This is a genomic window from Paradevosia shaoguanensis, assembly GCF_016801025.1.
In the GTDB taxonomy this organism is placed as follows: domain Bacteria; phylum Pseudomonadota; class Alphaproteobacteria; order Rhizobiales; family Devosiaceae; genus Paradevosia; species Paradevosia shaoguanensis.
In genome coordinates this window covers 4,229,411-4,246,632 of record NZ_CP068983.1, presented here as the reverse complement: position 1 = coordinate 4,246,632, position 17,222 = coordinate 4,229,411, and the positions used below count along the sequence as shown (strand labels likewise).

The following is a 17,222-nucleotide window of genomic DNA, read 5'->3' as shown; positions in this document are numbered from 1 at the left end:
CCGTTGACCGGTTTGATCAAACCTTCGACCTGCGCCACCCCGCGGCCCTGGCTTCCGCCTCTGAACAGAACCACCGTTCGCCATGTGACGACTGAATAACCGTGTCGTCGTAGTATTTCTGCCCCGGCATGTGGTAGATGCGCTCACCCTTCGTGCTGACATTGCCCTTGATGTTGCATTCGCGAGCGGCGGCCAAGTCGACGGAGCCGATAGCAATAGCCGCAACGGCTGCGACCCGAAGTAAATTGTTCATGTTGAGCCTCCCGGCGCCAAGGCAGCATTAATCTGAGGCTTTGGCAAATCCCATTCCGCTCCAGCTGATGACCCGGGTGATGCCTATTGCCTGCGTGGAGATGAAGGTATTGGCTGCATGACATACGACTGGAGGATGCCATGGGACGCTCTTTGTTCTGCACGATTGTCGCGATGGGCTTGGCATTGGCGACAAGTGCGACATCAACTTCCATGGCCGCTGACGCTGCGGTTGCCGTTTGCACCATCTCGGCTTGGGTAAACGATCCTGATCCCAATGGGCTTAATGTGCGGGCAGGGCCCAGCCGCGATGCGGCGGTCATCGGCCGCCTCCCTCTGGACGACGATCATTTTCCGGCCAAGGTCTCGATCATTGGGGCGCAGGATGGCTGGTTCCGCATCGATAAGGCCGTGCTGGACGACTACACGGACACACAGCCCAAGGTCGTGTTTGAGGGCGAAGGTTGGGTTTCCGGGCGGTTGCTCAGCCTGCTCGTCAATGATCCGGATTTGCACGCCGCCCCTTGGGCGGAGAGCCCTGTAGTGGCTCATCTGTTCTACCAGGATGCGTATGGCAGCGTTGCGGGGGCGGATTCGTTTGGGGTCACCCGTCTTATCACCTGTCAGGGAGATTGGGTGCAGGTCGAGGGAACTTTCATAGACACGCAACTGACCGGTTGGGCGACACGAACATGCTCAAATCAGGTCACGACCTGTCCTTGAAAGCCATTTTGGCGAGAGCGCTCATTGCATAAAAAAAGAGGCCTCGGGCACAGCCGAGGCCCCATCTAGATAGAGCGCAGATCCTTAGAAGCGGAAGTTCACACCCGCCTTGAGAGTGTGGAACTTGAAGCTCTCATCCAGGGCAACGGGGAAGACGGCGGGATCGCTTATCGTCTTGCTCCCGAGGTCAGTGTAGGCGTACTCGGTCTGAAGGGTGATCTGATCGGTGACGGCATATTCAGCGCCTACACCAACAGAATAGCCCCAGCGGTCGACGCTATGAACGCCCGGCTGCGGTACGCCGGCGACCGAGAAGGTGGGGGTGGTGCGGCCGTAGGCAAGGCCGCCATGTAGGTAAATGAGTAGGTTGTCAGTGGCGAGATAGCCGGCGCGAGCGCGAAGAGTTCCGAGATAGTCTAGCTTGCTCGAAAGCTCAGGAACGCCACCCATACTGAAGCGCCCCTCGATATTGGTCACGGCGATATCGGCGACTGCACCCACGACGAACTTGTCGAACTGGTAGTCGGCACCGACCTGGATGCCGGCAAGCCCGCCGCGGGAGTTCGCCTCGATAGTCGGCGGTACCGGCGCGGTCAAGACGACATCGCCACCGCCTACGCCAGCGAAGACGCCGGCATAAAAACCGGTCCATTCGGTCGGCGCCTGATATGCGATCGGTGTCGCGCTGTACGGTGCGCTGAAATCAGCGGCGAGAGCAGAAGAAGACGCCAAAGCGGCCACCGCAGTGGCTGCAACGAAGTAACGTTTGTTCATGACTAAGCCCCATCAGAATATATTGAAAACACTCTCACGATCTAAAGCAAGAGTCTATCTATTCTTGAATAACTACTTGTAAACCATGCTGCTGGCGCCAGAGCCAGCATCGACACCTCAACGATACGAGATTTTTGCCTCCGGTCACTCGAGCCGCGCATCTTTCAACACTCAAAGGAGGCCGAATTGGCCAGCCTACTTTCAATGGAAGGAAGTGCTTCGCCACGCAGGGAGCGCTGCCCGATCCGACGCAGGATGTCTTCGCTAAGCCCCTCGATTAGCTGCGTCGGCGAGCGTCAGGATCTTCCGCCCGAACCTGAATGAGCTCAAGATCCGGAGGTAGCGCTTTGTAGAAGACGTAGCGCCTCCTGAACTCGGCCATCGCTTCGTGCGTGGACGGTAGAATATCATCGCCCGACCGAACGGACATCCAATCCTGCCAACCCACGATCTGATCCACAATCGACCTGACCTCGTAAGTTTGGCAAAACAAGTAGCCAATTCCGATCCCAGTAGGGAGGTGAAGGACATAGAAGAAACGGACTTCGTTCTCACCTCCCAAATGCTCGATGACGGCAATGCCATCCTTGACTTCCGCAAAGCACTGGTGGCTCTGCTCCGCCAGATTCGCCGAAATTATTTGCCCTTGCCATCCCATTGTCGCTACCTCTAGTTCCGGCCTTCGATATCGATCTCGAATCGAATGAAGACGCCCATGTGCTAAAAGTGTCCGGCCGATTCTGGCACGGCACAACAGGAAAGGGTGCAAGCCTAGGTCGGCTGGGATTCTGGCGCTCATGATGGTTAACGCGCTGACCGGCTACGGCGAACAAGCGCGAGCACTACGATCCGAGGCGTCGGCTCCGCAGCCGCCAAACTAGGTTCTTGCCCGAGCCGAGCGCGACGATCGGGATGCTATGTCTTGTCGTGCCGAAGCAGCGGCAGCAAAATTGAGGATGCCCGCCCACCCACGGCGGGGCTGCTTCCTACGCCGGAAATAGCCCCTGTCGACCCTCGCCAGACTCCCCGGAAAACTGAATGACCCTGACATCCGGCGGAAGGCCTTGTGGCGGATCATTGTTCTCGATGACGTAGATCTGGCCCAGTTCTCCCAAACCCGCAAGGTGCCTGTAGAACGCGCGGTCCAACGACGTCTGCGCTACCGCACGCTCGTCGGCGGCGAGCTCGCCGTGCTTCTTGTAGTGGATCGGTTTTCGATAGGTGACGAGTGGCGAGTCCAGGATCACGAAACCGGGATGCGGCAGTCGATTGGTTCGGCAATAGATGAGAGTAGCGATGGCAAAGGCCGAATGGAAAACCGCCTTCACGCCCTTGCCATTCTGTCCCCGCGGGCGACCGTTGATCGCGATGTCCTGGCGCTGCTGGTCCCATGTCACAGCCTCGACGCCGGGATACTCCCAGGCGATCAGAACTTCTTGGACCACCTGAGCGAATTTGTGTCCGGTGGATCCGTCGATCCCGATCATCAACCCGTCCGCCTTCTGTCTCCCCACCCTGGCGTCCGCTATGGCGTCACGACGGACCTGCAGTGCGGCCCGCCTCGTTCTCACATCCGACAGATTTTCCAGCTGCGACAGTCGTTCCGCAACGGTTTGATAGGCTGTCCGACCCGCTGCTTCCTCGGGCCTCAAATGGGTGATGACGACGTCTTTTTCGCGTATTTGACCGCTTGTGAACTCGATCCTCAGCTCAAGGGCTTCGTGTTCGGTCTCGATGCCGGCCAAGGCGGCATCGAGACCCCGCATGTCCTTGCGGATTTTTCCGATCTCGGCCTGCGCGGCGGCGTGCTGTCGGTCGAGGTCGCCCAGTTCGTGCGGGAGGTGTTGGTCGCCGGGCTTCGCGCCGCACATCGGGCAGGGCTGATCCTCGAAGCGCTGCAAGAGAAACCCGCCCTCTTCGATTGCTTCGAGACGTCGGATGTCCGTTTGGTACGTGTCTCTGAGTTCCAGGAAGCGGGCCTTCATCGCCAAAAGCTGTCCAACCTTGGAACGGTCGCCGTCAAGCGTGTCGAGAAGCGCCCGACGTTCCTGGGCGGCGGTATCTAGCCGTTGTTGGATGGCCGCCAGCGCAGTGCCGAAATCGTCCCGCCTTTCGCTGTGCCGCTCGATCGCGGCATCCAATGCTTCCAAGTCGGCGACCGCCAACGACGCATCGAGTTCGCCGATCATCTCGTCAAGCAGTTCCAACTTGCCGTTGTTGCTTGCCTTCAACGCAGCTTCGTTCGGGACCTGGATCACGTCCGAATCGTCCTGGCCGGTCAGGACGAAGCGAAACACGTTCTTGTTCAGGGTAGGGCCGTTTTTGGGGCTGACAACCGTGGGGCTTTCGGCGGAGAACATCCGCGTTTCGTCGATGGCGATGTAAGGCATGAAATGCCGTAGCGAAAACGGGACCAGCAGGGCCGCCTCGGTGGAAGCCACCCGGGCGCCGTCGATGCCCACATAGTTGAGGATCAACTCCGATACACTGCCGTTTTTGCCGCTGCCATGTTTGGGCGAAATGACAGTGCCGGTGCGACCGGCCAGATTTCCGTCGGGGGCCACGCCCTCGTAAAGCTTGATCTCGCCGCCCTTGCGGGCTCTCTCCAGGGTCACGGCTCGGCCGTTGTCGAACGCGAGCCCCAGAAGAATGCGTGTGTACTCGGAACCCTGATCCAGGATGGCGGGTCGGTCACCACCCAACATGAAGTCGATCACCGCCAGCGAGTAGGATTTGCCCGCATTGGACCCGCCATAGAGTATGGTCAATCCGCCGCCGAACTCGATACCCACGGGTTTGGCATCGTCGCCGGTGAAAGTCAGATGTTCGAGACGCACGATCGGAAGGAGTTGTTCAGACATCCGATCGTGCGCCTTCCTCGCGGAACTCTAGGGTCCAGCGTTCGATACTGGCGCGAAGCCGATCGAGGAAGTTCTCGCCGGCCTCGCGCCATTGGTCCGCGACCCATTTGGATCGCGCGAACAAATCCAGGTTGTAGTCCGTTCCCATCAGCTTGATGAAGGCGGGCGCATCGTCGGCAGAGACGAATCGGATGCCGTCGGGCGCCTCCACGACTTCGACAAGACTGGCTCGGCGCATGAGCTTCAATCCGTCCTGTATCACGCGTCGCCGGACATGGTACTCGCCCACGCGGGAGCCGGTCGGCGGGTGTACGGGAACCAACGATAAGCCGGTTTCGCCGTGAGTGACGAGTTATGCGAGGTGCGCCCACCGGCTGAAGATCCATCTCCCCGCTAACAAATGAGTGGCAGAACGCTCGGCGCGATCAGGCAACGCCGAACGCAGTGCTCGTTCCGTGGCTTGGGATTGAGCTGCCTCAAAGATCGTATCGGCGAGCCTGCCGCTAAGGCCAGGCAAAGTTCAATCTGGGCCAAACTATTCGAGAGGTCTGCAAACACCTGTAATTTCGGTAAAAATCTCGTCTAACTGGCTGTTAGAATGGTGGTTTGGGCAAAACCAATGGCAATTCAACACCGAGTGTTTGGCGATCCCGGGAGGACTCGAACCTCCGACCAACAGCTTAGAAGGCTGCTGCTCTATCCAGCTGAGCTACGGGACCGCTGGCGCACCCGTTTAGCGCAAGCGGCGCGTATGCAAAAGACAAAGTTACAGGCCAACGGCCTGGCGAGTAGCGGGCAGGGGAGCGGTGCTGCCGCGGACGATGAGTTCGGAGGGGAGGACGATGCGCAGGCCTTCGCCCGAAGGCGCCGTTCCCTCGAGAATGTCGATGAGCGTGGCGGTGGCGACGCGGCCGAGTTCGTTGCGGGGCTGGCGCATGGTGGTGAGCGGCGGCCAGTAGTTTTCGGCGATGTTGATGTCATCGAAGCCCACAAGCGAAATGTCGCGCGGGCATTCGATGCCATGAGCCCTGGTGCGCGAGAGGAAGCCGATCATCGACTCGTCGTTGGCGCAGAAGAGGGCGGTTGGGCGATCCGACAGGGCGAGGAACCGATCGCCGGCATCGACGCCTGCGACCATGCTGTGATCGCCGGGAAAGAGCCAATCCTGACGGATCGGCAGGCCCGCCTTGCGCATCGCGTCCTGAAAGCCGAGCAGGCGCTCATTGGGAAACTGGTGGACGAGGCGGCCGCAGATGTGGCCGATTCGCGTATGGCCCTGGTCGATGAGGTGCCGCGTAGCGCGCTCGGCGCCGGCGCGATTGTCGGTCATCACCAGGTTGAAGCCACCGTCGATGATCTCGTCGCAGGAGAGCACGAGCGGGAGCAGGCCCTTCTGACGCGGCGGTTCGGGCAGGTGACCCAGTTCAAGCGATGCATCGAAGAGCAGCAGGCCGTCGGCGCGGTTGGAGGAAAAATAGTCCCGCAGCCATTGGGTGGGATCGTTACCAACACGATTGGCGACAAGGACGCCGTAGCCGCGCAACGTGGCCTCCCGGACGACCGAATCCATGATCGTCGAGTAGAACGGGTTGCCCATATTGGGGATGGCGACAAGGATCGTGCGGGCTTCGCGCATACGCAGGGAGCGGGCTGCCTGGTTGATGGCGTAGCCGGTTGCTTCGACGGCTTCGGTAACCTTGGCGCGCGTACTGTCGGAGACCTTTTCAGGGGCGCTCAGTGCCCGACTTACAGTTGCGGCAGAGACTCCGGCCCTGCGGGCAACATCTTGAATTGTCGGGGTTTTCGATGCTGGGGACGGGCTCAACAGCGCCTCCGTCGCCATTGCGAATAGGTCCTGTCTAAATCGATCTTGACAGCTGCGCAAGAAGTGTCTGAATGTAATGCAATCGATTGCACTGGCGCACGAGGATGTGCTGTGTAATCGATTACATGCGATCGGCGATGCCAGGAGGATGGCGTCGGCCGGTGGCCTCGTGGAGCGATTTGCTCCGGGACCGTTGGGAGGAAACATTATGAAGAATATTTCGGCGGTGGCCTTCATGGCCGCTGCGATGCTCGGTGGCGTTTCGATCGCGCAGGCGGCGGACGTCGAAGTCATCCATTGGTGGACATCCGGTGGCGAGCAGGCGGCCGTCTCGGTCTTTGCGAAGGAATTCGACAAGACCGGCGACAAGTGGGTGGATAATGCCATCGCCCTGGGTGAAACCGCTCGTGCCGCGATCATGCAGCGTGCACTCGGTGGTGATCCGCCGGATGCGGCGCAGTTCAACCCCGGCCGTCAGTATGAAGAACTGATCTCCGCCGGCCTGCTGCTCGACCTGACCCCGCTCGCCGAGAAAGAGGGCTGGGACAAATTCATCCGCCCCGCCGAGACCGTTGCCCCGTGCAAGATCGACGGCAAGTGGTGGTGCGTGCCCGTCAATATCCACATGAACAACTGGGCCTGGGCCTCGATCCCCGCTTTCAAGAAGGCCGGCCTCGAAGTTCCCTCGACCTGGGACGAGTACATTGCCGACCTGCCCAAGCTGAAGGATGCCGGCGTCATTCCGTTCGCCATCGGCGGTGACGGTGGCGGCTGGCAGGTGAGCCTGATGGCCAACCAGCTCATCCTCGCCCAGCTCGGCGCTGCCAATGTCGAGAAGATCTGGAAAGACAAGGATCTCGACCTTGCCGGTGGCCCGGAAGTGCTCAAGGCCTTCCAGACGCTCAAGGCTCTCGGCGGCTATGCCGATCCGGGTTCGCCGAACCGCAGCTGGTCCGATACCACCTCGCTGGTGATCTCGGGCGAAGCCGCTCTCCAGGTCATGGGCGACTGGGCCCAGGGCGAATTCCAGGTTGCCGGCCAGAAGCCGGGCGTGGACTATGCGTGCCTCCTCGGGCCGCTGCTGCCTGATGCCAAGAACGTCCGCATCGGCGGCGACATCTTCGTGTTCTTTAAGCAGAAGGATCCGGATGTCGAGCGCGCCCAGCTGTCGCTGGCCTCGATGATGGTCAATCCGCAGGTTCAGGCCATGTTCAACACGGCCAAGGGTTCCGCTCCGATCCGTGACGACGTTGACCTGTCGCTGGCCAATGATTGCATGAAGAAGGCAATCGAAGTCCTCAAGCAGCCGGGTGCCGTTGTTCCCGACCAGAACGTGTGGCGTAACGAGGCCTTCGCTACGGCCCAGAACGCCATCTTCTCGGACCTGATCTACAACGCGAACACCACTCCGGAAGCCGCTCAGGCGCAGTTCGTCGAACTGCTCAAGAACGCCGAGTGATTTGATGCGGCGGTCCGGTTGATCCGGGCCGCCGTCCTTCTTCTGTCTTTTCATGCGGGGATCAGCGCGTGACCACGACTGTTGCGACAGAGCAGGCGCTCACACAGCGTCAGCTCAAAGCGAGAGCCGGTCGCCGGCGACTAGCTGGCAAGCTTTCGGCCATCATCGGGACACTACCCATGATGATCGTGGCGATTGGCGTCTTCGTCATCGGTATCACCTTTACGGTGGTGCTTTCCTTCACCAACTCCAAACTCTTTCCCAGCTTCAACTTCGTTGGCTGGCGCCAGTACGAGATCCTGTGGGCGACGCCCCGCTGGCAGCAATCGGTCATCAACATCTGGTTCTACGGCTTCGGGCACATTGCCCTGTGCCTGGGGCTGGGTTTTGCGCTGGCGGTGGCGATCGACCAGCGTATCCGCGGGGAAGACGCATTCCGGACGGTGTTCCTTTATCCGTTCGCGCTGTCGGCGGTGATCACGGGTCTGGTCTGGCAGCTGATGCTCGACCCGAACTGGGGTTTCCAGGCATTCGTGCGCAGCCTCGGCTACACCGACTTCACCTTCGCTCCGCTGGCCAATTCCAATACGGCTCTCCTGGGCATGGTCGTTGCCAGCGTGTGGAACGGGGTGGGCGTGACAATGGCGATCCTGCTTTCCGGCCTGCGCGGCGTGGATGAGGAAATCTGGAAGGCGGCCCGTATCGACGGCATTCCGACCTGGCGGACCTATATCAGCATCGTCGTGCCTATGATGCGCGGCGCCGTGGCCACGGCGCTGGTGCTGCTGGTCGTCAACGTCGTCCGCACCTTCGATATCGTCATCGCCATGACCGGCGGCGGCCCGGGCATCTCGACCCAGATGCCGGCGACCTACGTCATCGACAACATCAATTCGCGAAATGTCGGCCACGGCATGGCGGCGGCCACCTGCATGCTGCTGCCGATCGCCGTGCTGATCATCGTCCAGGCGGTCTACCGTTGGCGCGCCTCGCGCCGGGGGAGGACCACATGAGCGCCATTTCAGCATCGGCCGGCATCGAGCCGTCTGGCCCGAGGCCCAAGCAGGTTACGGCAGCGCGGGTCGGCATCTATGCCTTCCTTCTCATCGCCGCGCTGTTCTTCCTCATTCCGCTCATCGTCATGATCATGACGTCGATGAAGTCGATGAACGAGATCCGCGGAGGCAATATCTTCGCGCTGCCGACCCAGCCGACCTTCGACTACTGGGTCAAGGCGTGGAGTTCGGCCTGTACGGGTGTCGCCTGTACCGGCCTGGCGCCGGGTTTCTTCAACTCGGTCAAGATCACGCTGCTCTCTGTGCCGATCTCGATCGTCATCGCGATGATCAATGGCTATGCGCTGAGCTTCTGGCGTTTCCGAGGCGCGGAACTGATGTTCGCTATCCTGGTGTTCGGGGCGTTCGTGCCGTTCCAGGTGCTGGTCTATCCCATCATCTTCGGGTTGAGCCGCGTAGGGCTCTTCGGGACTCTGCCGGGCATCGTGATCGTGCATACCATCTTCGGCATGCCGATCCTGACCCTGCTGTTCCGCAATTTCTTCTCCTCGCTGCCGGTAGAACTCTTCAAGGCGGCGCGCGTAGACGGGGCAGGGTTCTGGCGCATCTTCTTTTCGGTGATGCTGCCGATGTCGGTACCGATCGCCATCGTCGCGGTGATCCTGCAGGTCACCGGCATCTGGAATGACTTCATCTTCGGACTTGTCTTCGCCGGGCGCGAGAACATGCCGATGACGGTCCAGCTCAACAACATCGTGCGCACCTCGACCGGCACGGTCGAATACAGCACCAACATGGCGGCCACCGTGCTCACGGGCGCTGTTCCGCTGATCGTTTACTTCGTCTCCGGCAAGTGGTTCGTCCGCGGCATCGCTGCCGGCGCCGTGAAAGGCTGACAATTGGCTACCAGCGTAGATATCAGGGACCTGTCGCTCAACTACGGCGCCGTCACGGTGCTGGACAAGTTGAACCTCGAAGTCGGGCGGGGCGAGTTCATCGTGCTGCTCGGGCCCTCGGGTTGCGGCAAGTCGACCCTTCTGAACTGTATCGCCGGACTGCTGGACATCTCGGCGGGACAGATCTTCATCTCGGGCAAGAACGTGACCTGGGACGAACCCAAGGACCGGGGTATCGGCATGGTGTTCCAGTCCTATGCGCTCTATCCGCAGATGAGCGTGGAGAAGAACCTCTCCTTCGGCCTGCGCGTGGCGGGGTTCAAGAAGGAGGAGATCGATGCGCGCGTGAAGCACGCCTCGGAAATCCTCCAGATCCAGCCGCTGCTCAAGCGGCGGCCGGTCGAGCTCTCGGGCGGACAGCGGCAGCGCGTGGCGATCGGCCGTGCGCTGGTGCGCGATGTGGACGTGTTCCTGTTCGACGAGCCGCTATCGAACCTCGATGCGAAGCTGCGTTCGGACCTGCGCGTCGAGATCAAGCGCCTGCATCAGCGCCTCAAGAACACGATGATCTATGTGACACACGACCAGATCGAGGCCATGACGCTGGCCGATCGGATCGCGATCATGCGCAACGGCGTCATCCAGCAATTCGATACGCCGCACACGATCTACAACAAGCCGGTAAATCTCTTCGTCGCCGGCTTCATCGGCAGCCCGTCGATGAACTTCCTCAATGGCCAGGTCGGCAATGACGGCACGTTCGAGACAGGTGGCGTCAGGATCCCGCTCAACGACTATGGCTGGGAAGATGGGGCGGTGAAGACCGGCGCGGCCGTGCTGGGCATTCGACCTGAGCATGTGACTGTCGGGGCGGGCGCAAAGGCGCTGCCGTTCAGCGCCGACGTCGATATCGAACTCGTCGAGCCCATGGGGGCAGACACGATTGCCTGGACCAGGCTCGGCGGCCATTCGGTGACCTTCCGCGCAGCGGCCGAAATCGAGCTTCACGCCGGGCAGAAGGTGACGATCGGGTTCGATCCGGCACGCGGCTCGGTGTTCGACGCGCAGAGCGGGGATCGCATCTAGTTTGGGGGCGCGGGCACAGGCGCTCCGCCGCCGCGGGCGTCTGTGCTTGTCCCACAATTTCGCGCCATGGCGGCGCGTTCTTACCATACGAGCGCTTCTCCTGCCCGCCGGGCAAGACGGTGCTCGCTCCATAGGCTACGTCGCGTGCATTCCCTCCGGTCACGCGGTTTTCGCAAGAGGCAGTTATGAAGGACTTCTCGTTCCAGCTTTTCAGCGCACGGAATTATCCGCCGCTCGACGATATCCTCGCCATGCTCAAGCGGCTTGGCTACACGCAGGTCGAAGGCTTCGGCGGGCTCTATGCCGATGTCGACGGCCTGGCGGCGAGCCTCAAGAAACATGGGCTGGCGCACCCCACCGGCCATTTCGGGCTCGACCAGGTGCAGGATATCGCCAGTGCGCTGCGGATTGCCGAAAAGCTCGGCATCAAGAAGATCTTCTGTCCGTGGATTCACCCCGACCAGCGCAGCGCCAATGATGCCGGCTGGCTCAAGCTGGCCGAGACGCTGGCCAAGGCCGGCGAGGCCTTCAACAAGGAGGGCTATGCCTTCGGCTGGCACAACCACGATTTCGAGTTCGTCAAAACCACCGACGGCCACCTGCCGATCGACCTGATCCTCGAGAACGCGCCCAATATCGAATGGGAGGCGGACGTCGCCTGGATCGTGCGCGGCAAGGCCGACCCGCTGGCCTGGTTCGACAAGTACGGGAAGCGGATCACGGCCGTGCACGTCAAGGACATCGCGCCGGCAGGCGAGAACACCAATGAAGACGGCTGGGCCGATGTGGGCTTCGGCACGCTGGGCTGGAACAATCTCATCAAGGACGTGAAGGCGCGTACGGCGGCGCAATATTTCGTGGCCGAGCACGACAACCCGTCCGACATCGAACGCTTCGCCTCGCGCTCGATCGCAACCGCAAGCAAGTGGGCCTGACGAGATGAGCAAGGTTTACGGCGTCGGCATCATGGGTGCCGGCAACATCTCGACGGCCTATCTCAAGCTCGCGCCGCTGTTCCGTAATCTCGACGTCCGCGCGATCGCCGACATCGTGCCGGAAGCGGCCAAGAAGCAGGCGGATGCCTTCCATGTGAAGGCGCAGACGCCTGAGGAGCTGCTCAAGAACAGCGAGATCGACGTCATCGTGAACCTCACGGTGCCGGCGGCGCATTATGCGGTATCCAAGGATATCGTCTCGGCGGGCAAGCACGCCTATTCGGAAAAGCCCTTCGTGCTGTCGGTGGCCGACGGCAAGGCACTCAAGAAGCTGGCGGACGAGAAAGGCCTCAAGGTCGGCTCGGCGCCCGACACGTTCCTGGGCGGGGTGCACCAGCAGGCGCGCCAGATCATCGACAGCGGCAAGGTGGGACGCATCGCCTCGGGCACGATGCACGTGCTGAGCCGGGGCATGGAACACTGGCACCCCAATCCGGACTTCTTCTTCCAGCCGGGCGGTGGGCCGATCCTTGACCTCGGGCCGTATTACATCACCGACCTTATCAGCCTGGTCGGGCCGATCCGGCGGGTGACGGCCTTTACCGGTTCGGCCAATGCCGAGCGGACGATCACGACGCCGGATTCGCCGCTGCGCGGCACGAAGATCAAGGTGGGTACGCCGACGACGATCCATGCGGTGCTGGAGTTCCACAGCGGAGCCATCATCACGCTGGGCGCGAGCTGGGACGTGTTCAGCCACGGGCACCACAATATCGAGCTCTATGGCACCGAAGGCTCGCTCTACGTGCCGGACCCGAACTTCTTCTCGGGCGACCTGGTGGTCGCCGACAAGGAAGGGGTCAAGGAGACCGTGGCGTCCTGGGACCATCCGCTCGGCCAGGCGAACTGGGAGCGTCCGAACGGACCGGCTTTCGCCAATTACCGCGCGGCGGGCCTGGCGGACATGATGGACACGATCGAGACCGGCAAGTCGGCCCGGTGCGGGTTGGACGTGGCGCTGCATGCGGTGGACGTGATGCTCTCGATCCTCGAGGCCGGCGAAACCGGCAAGGTGGTGACGTTGTCCACGACCTGCGAGCGTCCGGCCGCGTTGGGACCGGACGAGGCCCGGCTGCTGCTCAAGGCCTGAGCGATCCATTGACTCGCCTTGGGGCTCGACCCAAGACTGGTGCAAGCACAACGGGCTGGCGGGCATCTTCGCCGGCTCTTCTTTGTCAGAGAGGGCGCGCAGCAGCCTAGGCGCGGAGCGGGCCCCGAGGGGGAGAACCATCATGCGGACCATCAAGGGACCGGCCATCTTCCTGGCGCAGTTCGCGGGAGACGCGGCGCCGTTCAATTCGCTCGACGGCATTTGCGGCTGGGCAGCGGAGCTCGGCTACAAGGGCGTGCAGATACCGACCTGGGTATCGAGCTTCATCGATCTCGAGAAGGCAGCCAATTCAAAGACCTATGCCGACGAAGTTCGTGGGACGGTCGAGAAGCACGGGCTCAAGATCACGGAGCTGTCGACGCACCTGCAGGGGCAGCTCGTGGCGGTGCATCCGGCCTATGACACGCTATTCGACGGCTTTGCGCCGCCGGCAGTGCACAACAATCCCAAGGCGCGGCAGGAATGGGCGGTGCAGACGCTGCTCAATGCCGCCAAGGCATCGCGCAATCTCGGGCTGACCGAGCACGCGACGTTTTCCGGGGCGCTGGCCTGGCCCTATCTCTATCCGTTCCCGCAGCGGCCGGCAGGGCTGGTCGAGGAGGCGTTCGACGAACTGGCGCGGCGGTGGACGCCGATCCTCAATGCGTTCGACGAGGTGGGCGTGGACGTGTGCTACGAAATCCACCCCAGCGAGGACCTGCATGACGGGGTGACCTACGAGATGTTCCTGGAGCGGGTGAACAACCATCCGCGCGCGAACCTGCTCTACGATCCGAGCCACTTCATCCTGCAGCAGCTCAACTATCTGGACTACATCGACATCTACCACGAGCGGATCAAGATGTTCCACGTCAAGGACGCCGAGTTCAACCCGACGGGGCGCCAGGGCGTCTATGGCGGGTTCCAGAGCTGGGTGAACCGGGCCGGGCGGTTCCGCTCGCTGGGCGATGGGCAGGTGGATTTCGGGGCGGTGTTCTCCAAGCTCTCGCAATATGACTTCGCCGGCTGGGCGGTGCTCGAATGGGAGTGCGCCATCAAGAGCCCGGAGCAGGGCGCGGCCGAGGGGGCGCCGTTCATCGCGGCGCACATCATCAACGTGACGGAGAAGGCGTTCGACGATTTCGCGGGCGCCGGTACCGACAGGGCTGCGAACAGGAAGCTGCTGGGGCTATCGTAGCGCCCTGGCCAATGGCTGATACGGAACGAGGAGGAGAGGTCCGATGGCAGAGAACGGCGCGCCGCGCATTCGTTTGGGGATGGTCGGCGGTGGTACGGGGGCGTTCATCGGCTACGTGCACCGCATTGCGGCCCGGCTGGACGACGACTACGAGCTGGTGGCCGGCGCACTGTCGTCACGGTCGGACGTGGCCGTCGAATCCGGCAAGAACCTGAGGCTGGCGGACGACCGCATCTATACGAGCTACGAGGAGATGGCGGCGCGGGAGTCGGCACGCAAGGACGGCATCGAGGCCGTGGCCATCGTGACGCCGAACCACATGCACTACGGGCCAGCCAAGGCGTTCCTCGAGGCGGGCATCCATGTGATCTGCGACAAGCCGCTGACCTCGACGCTGGAGGATGCGCGGGCGCTGGCGGCGATCAAGCCGAAGAAGGGCGCCAAGTTCCTGCTGACGCACAACTACACCGGCTACCCGCTGGTGCGGCAGGCGCGTGAGCTGGTGAAGTCGGGCGCGCTGGGCAAGATCCGCATCGTGCAGGTGGAATATCCGCAGGACTGGCTGACGGAGCCGGTTTCAAGCAAGCAGGCCGACTGGCGGACGGACCCGAAGCGCTCGGGCGCGGGCGGGGCGATCGGCGATATCGGCACCCATGCCTACAACCTGGCGCGGTTCGTCACCGGGCTCAAGCTCGATGCGCTGTCGGCGGACCTGACGAGTTTCGTCAAGGGGCGCAAGCTGGACGACAACGTCCAGATTTCGCTGCGCTTCCAGGGCGGTGCACGCGGTGCGCTTTGGGCGAGCCAGGTGGCGGTGGGGCACGAGAACGGGCTCAAGCTGCGCGTCTATGGCGAGAAGGGCAGCATCGAGTGGGTGCAGGCCAACCCCAACGAGATGTGGTTCGCCGAGTTCGGCAAGCCGCGGCAGTTGCTGACGCGCGGCGGCTCGATTGCGGGGAACGTGGCGCCGGCGATGAACGTGCGCATTCCGAGCGGGCATCCCGAAGGATATCTCGAGGCGTTCGCGACGCTCTACAGCCAGTTCGCCGAGGTAATCCGGGGGAACGGCAAGGCTTATGCCGGGCTGCTGCCATCGCTGGCCGATGGCGTGGAGGGGATGGAATTCATTACAGCCGCCGTGCAATCGAGCAAGAACGATGGGAAGTGGACCAAGCTGACCGACGTTTGAGTGGTCGGGACGGTTCGGGAAGTGGAGCGCGCTGAGCTGGGCTTGGCGCGTTTTTTTGTGCCGGTGGCGTGGTTTTGCGAAAGAGCGGTTTTTCTTCGCAATCTGTCTCAAGACTATCTTGTAACTATTTGATATTGCTATGTATGTCTTCTTGTGCGTTCCGATGAATCGTTAAATTTTGACTCAATTTCGGGCAATTTTGACGAATGTTTCCCGGGTTTTGCGCGGGTTTGGGAGCAATTTCGGGAATGTTTTTTGAGGGGGCCCGGCTGGCGCAGCGGGGCTGCGAGGGTTTTCGTAGTGTGAGGTCGCGCGTAGAGGCGGGGATAACTTCGTCCGGTGGGCGTTGAGGCACCCCTGAGCCCCGGCTTTCGCCGGGGAAGATGGGGCGAGGGCGAGGCGCTGCTGCCAGCCGTCCGGCCTATTGCACGCGCTCGACCTTGAGGCCCGTGGCTTCCAGCATGGTGGGGACGCTGTCTTTGCCGATGAGGTGGGCGGCGCCGACGACGACGAGGAAGTTGCCGGGTTCTTCGGCAAGCAGGCTTTTGATCTCGGCCACCCAGCGTTCGTTGCGCTCCTTGAGCAGGGTGTCGTTCCAGCTCGGGTCAGCGGCTTCCATGCTTTCGAGGAAGGTGGATTCGAGCTCGGCGATGTCGCCCTTTTCCCAGGCGGAGACCATGAGGTTGAGGGAGTCGGGGTTGCGGTCGAGGTCGCGGGCGGTGGTGAGGAGGAGGTCGATCTGCTTGTCGGCGGGCATATCGGCCAGGAAATGGAGCTGCTCGTCGATGGTCTCGAAGTAGCGCTGCTGGTCGAGCGGAATTTCGTTCTGCAGGGTCATGTCGACGCCGGCCATGAAATCGTAGCCCTGCTTGGCGGCGTATTGGGTGGTGAGAAGGTTGGCGGCCATCCAGGGTTTCCAGATGTTGAGCCCGGACATGGGGACGCCGGCTAGTTTGGCGGCGCGCTCGACGATGGCGGCTTCTTCGGGGGCGAGGCTATCGAGGAGGCGCGTGCCGCTGTCGACGAGACCGAGCTTGAGGGTTTCGGCGCCGAGCCGCTCCTGGTCGGAGAGCTGGAGGGGGGCCTCGAAATAGACGGCATCGGCGGCGGCCAGCACGGTTTCCAACTCGTCGGAGCGCCATTGCGTGTCTTCGGGGAGAATGTGGACGGAGCCGAAGAACCAGATCCTGGTATCGTCGTCGGCTACCGACCATAGCGGCGGCAAGGCCTGAGCGGCGGCGGCGCAGCCGATCCAGATGCAGCAGGTGGCGAAAGCCTTCGCCAATCCGAGCCGTAGAGTCACTCGCGAGCCCCCGTCCGTTATCAATGCCGGCAGACTACAAGGTGAGGCCGGACGAGCAAGCGATAATGGCCGGCAAAGCAAAAGCGCCGCACGAGGGCGGCGCTTGACAGGGGTGGAGCTTCTATAAAGCTCAGTGGGTCCAGGGCGTCTTGCGATCGGAGCGGAAATTGTCCGTGTAGCTGTTGCGCTTGGGGGTGGCGTCGTGCGCCGGCTGGACCGCATAGGGAATGCCGTTGCGGTGGGCATAGGCCTCGGCGAGTTCGAGCGTATCGAATTCGAGCCGGACCTGGGCGCGGGTATCGCTGGAAGAGGTGTAGCCCATCAGGGGCTCGATCTCGCGCGGGCTCGATTGCTCGAACACCAGAATCCATTGCCTGGAATTGCCGCGGCCCGACTGCATGGCATTGGGGGCAGGGCGGAAAATGCGTGCCGTCATCTGTTCCTCGACAAATGCAACGCGATGGTCGGGGCAGAGTGATTCGAACACTCGACCCCCGGTTCCCAAAACCGGTGCTCTACCAGGCTGAGCTATACCCCGAACAATCGTGACCCTCG

The 17,222-nt window shown here is 62.0% G+C and carries 16 protein-coding genes and 2 tRNA genes; 9 read left to right on the top strand and 9 right to left on the bottom strand.

All coding sequences use genetic code 11. The annotated features are described in order from the left end of the window. Positions 1-16: 16 nt before the first annotated feature. A complete protein-coding gene (locus JNE37_RS20610; RefSeq protein WP_203064633.1) occupies positions 17-253 on the bottom strand; it encodes a sunset domain-containing protein in 237 nt (78 codons plus the stop codon). A 140-nt stretch (positions 254-393) separates the two neighbouring features. Here JNE37_RS20610 and JNE37_RS20605 point away from each other — a divergent pair, with 140 nt between their 5' ends. Beyond that, positions 394-975 (top strand): SH3 domain-containing protein, encoded by a 582-nt coding sequence (locus JNE37_RS20605; protein ID WP_203064632.1) that lies wholly within the window; start codon positions 394-396, stop codon positions 973-975. Between the two features lie 84 nt (positions 976-1,059). Here the strand turns inward: JNE37_RS20605 and JNE37_RS20600 are convergent, their stop codons facing one another. The 5 genes from JNE37_RS20600 to JNE37_RS20580 form a co-directional block, all read right to left on the bottom strand. Beyond that, on the bottom strand, positions 1,060-1,749 hold the full coding sequence (locus JNE37_RS20600; protein WP_203064631.1) for an outer membrane protein: 690 nt from the start codon (positions 1,747-1,749) through the stop codon (positions 1,060-1,062). A gap of 986 nt (positions 1,750-2,735) precedes the next feature. After that, the gene (locus JNE37_RS20595; protein WP_203064630.1) at positions 2,736-4,610 is read right to left on the bottom strand and encodes a hypothetical protein; all 1,875 of its coding nucleotides are present in this window, start codon (positions 4,608-4,610) and stop codon (positions 2,736-2,738) included. Then, positions 4,603-4,899, bottom strand: coding sequence for an ABC-three component system middle component 2 (locus tag JNE37_RS20590; RefSeq protein ID WP_343073223.1), 297 nt, complete (start codon positions 4,897-4,899; stop codon positions 4,603-4,605). Before JNE37_RS20590 ends, JNE37_RS20595 begins: the two co-directional genes overlap by 8 nt. 353 nt (positions 4,900-5,252) lie before the next feature. Beyond that, positions 5,253-5,329: transfer RNA gene (locus JNE37_RS20585), tRNA-Arg, on the bottom strand. Positions 5,330-5,376: 47 nt separating this feature from the next. Next, positions 5,377-6,435: a LacI family DNA-binding transcriptional regulator gene (locus JNE37_RS20580; protein WP_035037437.1), complete on the bottom strand. Its 1,059-nt coding sequence runs from the start codon at positions 6,433-6,435 to the stop codon at positions 5,377-5,379. A 208-nt stretch (positions 6,436-6,643) separates the two neighbouring features. On the opposite strand from JNE37_RS20580, the gene JNE37_RS20575 reads away from it, so the two are divergent. The 8 genes from JNE37_RS20575 to JNE37_RS20540 all read left to right on the top strand — a co-directional run bounded on the left by JNE37_RS20575 (position 6,644) and on the right by JNE37_RS20540 (position 15,364). Then, positions 6,644-7,894, top strand: coding sequence for an ABC transporter substrate-binding protein (locus JNE37_RS20575; protein WP_035037441.1), 1,251 nt, complete (start codon positions 6,644-6,646; stop codon positions 7,892-7,894). 68 nt (positions 7,895-7,962) lie between these two features. Continuing rightward, positions 7,963-8,907, top strand: a complete 945-nt coding sequence (locus JNE37_RS20570; RefSeq protein WP_379125335.1) for a carbohydrate ABC transporter permease — start codon at positions 7,963-7,965, stop codon at positions 8,905-8,907. Beyond that, a complete protein-coding gene (locus tag JNE37_RS20565) occupies positions 8,904-9,806 on the top strand; it encodes a carbohydrate ABC transporter permease (RefSeq protein WP_203064628.1) in 903 nt (300 codons plus the stop codon). Before JNE37_RS20570 ends, JNE37_RS20565 begins: the two co-directional genes overlap by 4 nt. A gap of 3 nt (positions 9,807-9,809) precedes the next feature. Next, a complete protein-coding gene (locus tag JNE37_RS20560) occupies positions 9,810-10,892 on the top strand; it encodes an ABC transporter ATP-binding protein (protein WP_203064627.1) in 1,083 nt (360 codons plus the stop codon). A gap of 185 nt (positions 10,893-11,077) precedes the next feature. Beyond that, on the top strand, positions 11,078-11,827 hold the full coding sequence (locus JNE37_RS20555) for a sugar phosphate isomerase/epimerase family protein (protein ID WP_203064626.1): 750 nt from the start codon (positions 11,078-11,080) through the stop codon (positions 11,825-11,827). A 4-nt stretch (positions 11,828-11,831) separates the two neighbouring features. Further along, on the top strand, positions 11,832-12,977 hold the full coding sequence (locus JNE37_RS20550; RefSeq protein WP_203064625.1) for a Gfo/Idh/MocA family protein: 1,146 nt from the start codon (positions 11,832-11,834) through the stop codon (positions 12,975-12,977). A gap of 142 nt (positions 12,978-13,119) precedes the next feature. Further along, the gene (locus JNE37_RS20545; RefSeq protein ID WP_182400229.1) at positions 13,120-14,175 is read left to right on the top strand and encodes a sugar phosphate isomerase/epimerase family protein; all 1,056 of its coding nucleotides are present in this window, start codon (positions 13,120-13,122) and stop codon (positions 14,173-14,175) included. A 43-nt stretch (positions 14,176-14,218) separates the two neighbouring features. Further along, the gene (locus JNE37_RS20540) at positions 14,219-15,364 is read left to right on the top strand and encodes a Gfo/Idh/MocA family protein (RefSeq protein ID WP_203064624.1); all 1,146 of its coding nucleotides are present in this window, start codon (positions 14,219-14,221) and stop codon (positions 15,362-15,364) included. 421 nt (positions 15,365-15,785) lie between these two features. Here JNE37_RS20540 and JNE37_RS20535 read toward each other — a convergent pair whose 3' ends face one another. The 3 genes from JNE37_RS20535 to JNE37_RS20525 all read right to left on the bottom strand — a co-directional run bounded on the left by JNE37_RS20535 (position 15,786) and on the right by JNE37_RS20525 (position 17,205). Further along, positions 15,786-16,667, bottom strand: a complete 882-nt coding sequence (locus JNE37_RS20535; protein WP_203064623.1) for a TraB/GumN family protein — start codon at positions 16,665-16,667, stop codon at positions 15,786-15,788. A 130-nt stretch (positions 16,668-16,797) separates the two neighbouring features. Beyond that, positions 16,798-17,103 carry an ETC complex I subunit gene (locus JNE37_RS20530; protein ID WP_035037643.1) on the bottom strand — a complete coding sequence of 102 codons (306 nt, stop codon included), beginning with the start codon at positions 17,101-17,103 and terminating at the stop codon, positions 16,798-16,800. A gap of 25 nt (positions 17,104-17,128) precedes the next feature. Continuing rightward, positions 17,129-17,205, bottom strand: a tRNA-Pro gene (locus JNE37_RS20525). Between the last annotated feature and the right edge of the window lie 17 nt (positions 17,206-17,222).

Bases quoted from the DNA above. Each gene is read 5' to 3' on its own strand.
- JNE37_RS20595 (WP_203064630.1), bottom strand. From the start codon at position 4,610: ATGTCTGAACAACTCCTTCCGATCGTGCGTCTCGAACATCTGACTTTC.
- JNE37_RS20605 (WP_203064632.1), top strand. From the start codon at position 394: ATGGGACGCTCTTTGTTCTGCACGATTGTCGCGATGGGCTTGGCATTG.
- JNE37_RS20530 (WP_035037643.1), bottom strand. From the start codon at position 17,103: ATGACGGCACGCATTTTCCGCCCTGCCCCCAATGCCATGCAGTCGGGC.
- JNE37_RS20575 (WP_035037441.1), top strand. From the start codon at position 6,644: ATGAAGAATATTTCGGCGGTGGCCTTCATGGCCGCTGCGATGCTCGGT.
- JNE37_RS20550 (WP_203064625.1), top strand. From the start codon at position 11,832: ATGAGCAAGGTTTACGGCGTCGGCATCATGGGTGCCGGCAACATCTCG.
- JNE37_RS20555 (WP_203064626.1), top strand. From the start codon at position 11,078: ATGAAGGACTTCTCGTTCCAGCTTTTCAGCGCACGGAATTATCCGCCG.
- JNE37_RS20545 (WP_182400229.1), top strand. From the start codon at position 13,120: ATGCGGACCATCAAGGGACCGGCCATCTTCCTGGCGCAGTTCGCGGGA.
- JNE37_RS20565 (WP_203064628.1), top strand. From the start codon at position 8,904: ATGAGCGCCATTTCAGCATCGGCCGGCATCGAGCCGTCTGGCCCGAGG.
- JNE37_RS20610 (WP_203064633.1), bottom strand. From the start codon at position 253: ATGAACAATTTACTTCGGGTCGCAGCCGTTGCGGCTATTGCTATCGGC.
- JNE37_RS20540 (WP_203064624.1), top strand. From the start codon at position 14,219: ATGGCAGAGAACGGCGCGCCGCGCATTCGTTTGGGGATGGTCGGCGGT.
- JNE37_RS20600 (WP_203064631.1), bottom strand. From the start codon at position 1,749: ATGAACAAACGTTACTTCGTTGCAGCCACTGCGGTGGCCGCTTTGGCG.